Source organism: Aeromonas schubertii (assembly GCF_000820105.1).
Taxonomy (GTDB): domain Bacteria; phylum Pseudomonadota; class Gammaproteobacteria; order Enterobacterales; family Aeromonadaceae; genus Aeromonas; species Aeromonas schubertii.
Map to the genome: position 1 here is coordinate 1 of NZ_CDDB01000018.1, position 3,542 is coordinate 3,542.

At 46.0% G+C, this 3,542-nt stretch carries 4 protein-coding genes and 1 pseudogene; all 5 read left to right on the forward strand.

The genetic code is table 11. From position 1 onward, the window contains the following. Positions 1 to 429, forward strand: a pseudogene (locus tag BN1133_RS20250) (alpha-amylase family glycosyl hydrolase); the annotation flags it as partial. Positions 430 to 1,156: 727 nt separating this feature from the next. Further along, on the forward strand, positions 1,157 to 1,459 hold the full coding sequence (locus BN1133_RS19510) for a barstar family protein (protein ID WP_082177887.1): 303 nt from the start codon (positions 1,157 to 1,159) through the stop codon (positions 1,457 to 1,459). Positions 1,460 to 1,564: 105 nt separating this feature from the next. Next, entirely contained in the window at positions 1,565 to 2,182 is a 618-nt protein-coding gene (locus BN1133_RS03830; RefSeq protein WP_050665232.1) for a hypothetical protein, read from the forward strand. Between the two features lie 156 nt (positions 2,183 to 2,338). Continuing rightward, positions 2,339 to 2,707, forward strand: coding sequence for an Imm41 family immunity protein (locus BN1133_RS03835; protein WP_269084465.1), 369 nt, complete (start codon positions 2,339 to 2,341; stop codon positions 2,705 to 2,707). A 90-nt stretch (positions 2,708 to 2,797) separates the two neighbouring features. Beyond that, positions 2,798 to 3,307 carry a P-loop NTPase family protein gene (locus BN1133_RS19520; protein ID WP_082177889.1) on the forward strand — a complete coding sequence of 170 codons (510 nt, stop codon included), beginning with the start codon at positions 2,798 to 2,800 and terminating at the stop codon, positions 3,305 to 3,307. The last annotated feature ends 235 nt before the right edge of the window (positions 3,308 to 3,542 follow it).

Sequence of the window (3,542 nt, forward strand, 5' to 3'; positions counted from 1 at the left end):
GAGTCGGCGCTGCTCGCCTGCATGGCCTATGTGGAGCTCAATCCTATCCGCGCCAAACTCGCCGACCGACCCGAGAAGAGTGACTACACCAGCATCAGCCAGCGCCTGGGAAGCGCCCAGACCACCGAGTTGCCACCCCTGCTGCTCCCTTTCGCTCAGAAGGGTGAACCCGAGTCACTCCCCTACACCTTCAGCGACTATCTGGCGCTGGTTGACTGGACTGGCCGTGCCATCCGCGAAGACAAGCGGGGCCATATCCCCGAGGAGCTTTCTCCCATCTTGCAACGGTTGCAACTCGACGCTGACGACTGGCTCAAGCAGGTGAGGCTGTTCAAACGAAGCGGCATTCGGGCCATCGGTCACGGTGCGGCGCGAGAGCGTTACGCCAACCACTGCGGGCAGCGACGGTGTCATCAGCCAGCTGACTGAATTCGCCCCGATAAAGTACTTGAAGTTGTATGGTGGTTACGTTCGCCAAGTTGTTGGCTTTGTACAAACCAGCATGTTCTGAGAAATCAGCTCAATTCGGACTGCATTCTTGATTGTTGTTAGCTCTATTCATTCAAGCCGCCTTGGTTGGATGAACCAGAGAGCGGATTAACCAAAATGGTGGGTGTCCACAATTACATCACAATTACTATAATGGATCAATTTATTGATCTTGCTCAGGAAACCATCGTCTCCTGCTTCCCTCCCCCGCTCCACTCGCTAACATAGCCGTTTGGCAACCGACTCACCGGAGTCACCCATGCGCCAGGCCAAGGCAAGATCGCAGGTAAAAAGCAGCAGACTGGAGGCTGTCATTCAGGGGCGGTAGCCTTGCCGAATGGCATGGATCAGCAAGAGCTGCCCACTGGGTCCACCCAAGGTGATGACGGGCCTTATGTTTATTTCTGAGCTGTTCACGTTGGCGTGGTTTGGCGGCGCTTTCAATGAGCAACCCATGTACTGTTTTTTTACACAGCCGTCATGGTGGCGCAAAAAGAGGAAGTCACGCGAATACACCCAGCATAAGAAGCAAACGGATAACATTATGATTTAATGATGATTTATACTTGGCGGCGATTGAAATGTTACGGAGTTAGATGGAATTCTCTGCTAACGGATTAGTACCGCCTTCCATCTAATCACTGTTAGAACGCAGTGCTGGTTATCTATGGAACTCTACGTAATCGATTGCAAAAATATTGAATCCGAGCAGGAGTTTTGGGCTGCCTATATTCACTTAGTCAAATCCGATGGCTCGCAATATTTTGGTCGCAATCTAGATGCGTTTTGGGATGCGCTCTCAGCAGGTGGTCCTGGCTTCCCCGGCGATGAAGCCGGTTGTGAAATTCAATTTATAAACACTTCAAAAATAAAAAAACTACGTAATGGGGCTTTCTACCAAGCACTGAAGGTCATAGAGAAAGATTTAAAAACTGAAAGCTATGGTAATGCGTACATTAAAGTTGAATAAAATTCGTTCTAACACGGCGGTCAACTACACTCCGGCCCTACGGGCCTTCGCCGGACGCGCTGACGCGCGCCGGTTACCTCGGCGTTATAAGGCAGGAATGAGGTCATGAATAAAGGTTCAGTAATAATAAATTTAGATGAGCGTTGGAGTCTTGAGGATTTCTCGGTCTTTTCTAATCAATATATTCAGGTTTATGGTTTCTTCTTTGCTTTGAGAACGCTGTCGGAAACCGACTCAACAATGGAATTTGAGCGCATGCCTTGGCTAGGTGGAGCTAGTGTTGTCCATTTTTTCACTGGTATGAAAAATCATATTCACCCAGACTTATTGCCCAATGTTCAGAAAATACAATATGCGTCTCCGGGATTTATGGAGTTATCAGTACTTATTGAAGTTGCTGATGACATAAAAAATCTGGTTTTCGCTATTTGTTCTACTGTGGGTACGATTGCGACGACTTATCATGTGATTCATTCTCAGTATCGTTCGAGACAACTAGCGCAAAAGAAAATGCGAGAGTTAGAAAATCAGGAAGATAAGAACTTTGTAAGAAACTCTGTTCTTGAGTTACATGAGCAGTTAAATTTATCTCCCCAACAAGTAGTGAGCCTTTCCAAAATATCAAAAGGTGATCAATTAGTGGAACTAAAAATGTTGATGGCAATGTATCGTAGAGCTAAGCCAATTGCTGATTTGCAGACTCAGAATAAGGCGCAACTGTAAGCCTTATAACAAAGCGTTTAAGCGGGATTTGGCACGCGTGGCATTTTCAATTTGCGTTGGGTTCAGTGGTTACGGCGCTGTGCGGTAGCTTTCGTATTGCGTGCCTGCACCCCTTAACGCGGCGTTAAGTGCTCAGGAGATTATATTATCGAAGATCTGTTTAGAAATTGGGTATCAAGCGAGTTGTTTGATGAGCAATCTTTCATATCAAAACTTCATGAGTTTCACATATGGGACGATGATGAATACTGGAAACTAGATAACGCCATCTACGACCTTGCAATAAAATATGGCGACGATGATTGCATACCTAGAGAGATTGCTTGGCCGATAGCTAGAATTTTTAGCTATCTAATGATGGTATTTGAAGCACACCACAACAAAAATGACTTTTTCGCCATCAAAGACTTGGATTCTGAACAGGTATTTAACCGCAGAGAAAGAGTGCAGCTAGTTTTTGAAGGATTTTTTAAGGGTGAAATGATTCCGAATGATAGCTTCGACTATTTTGACCCTAGCAGATAATGCACTTAACAAGGCAAGTCAGCATCGCACCTTCGGTGCTGGACTCGCTAACGCTCGCCGCTGCTTGCGGCGTTAGCATGCGGGAGTAATATGAAGAAAATTCTCATCATCGGTAATTCTGGCTCAGGCAAGAGTTGGTTGTCGAAACAGTTATCCCGAAAACTTCAGTTGCAGGAAGTTAACTTGGACTCGATTGCATGGGAGTCAGGTGGCTATAATCAAAAACGCTCCACCGGAGCAATCAAAAATGAAATTGCTAGTATAAAGCCTCAATGTAACTGGGTTGTTGAGGGAGTATTTGGTGCTTTAGCCGAACAGCTTATTTTTTCTGCTGACATGCTGTTGCTTTTGGATTTGGAATGGTCTGAATGTGAAAGTTCTCTTTATGCTCGTGGTTCGGAGAGCTCGAAGCAACTTAATGAGGAACAGGCGGAGAAGAATTTTCGTGAATTATTAAAATGGGCTTCTGAATACTCGGTTCGCGAATCCAAAAGTTCGCGGCAGTTCCATCAGCAATTGTTCAGAGATTTTCATGGTACTAAAGTACGTTTCACTACACGCTCTCAAGTGAATGAGTTTGTAGCGGAAACAACATGCTAACAAACTGTTTAAGAGTGATTCGCAACGCGTGGCATTTTTACCATGCGTTGATTTTAGTGATTAAGGTGGTGTGCTGTAGCTTCGGTATTGCGTTGCTCACACCTTAACAGAGCGTTATGTGCTTGAGAGGTAAGTTTGAAAAATAAAATGGGACACCCACCTTTCTGAGCGCCTTGTCGCGGCCAACACAATCGCAGGTGGGCAGGGTATTGGCTCCCCCTCTGATTCGCCGAGG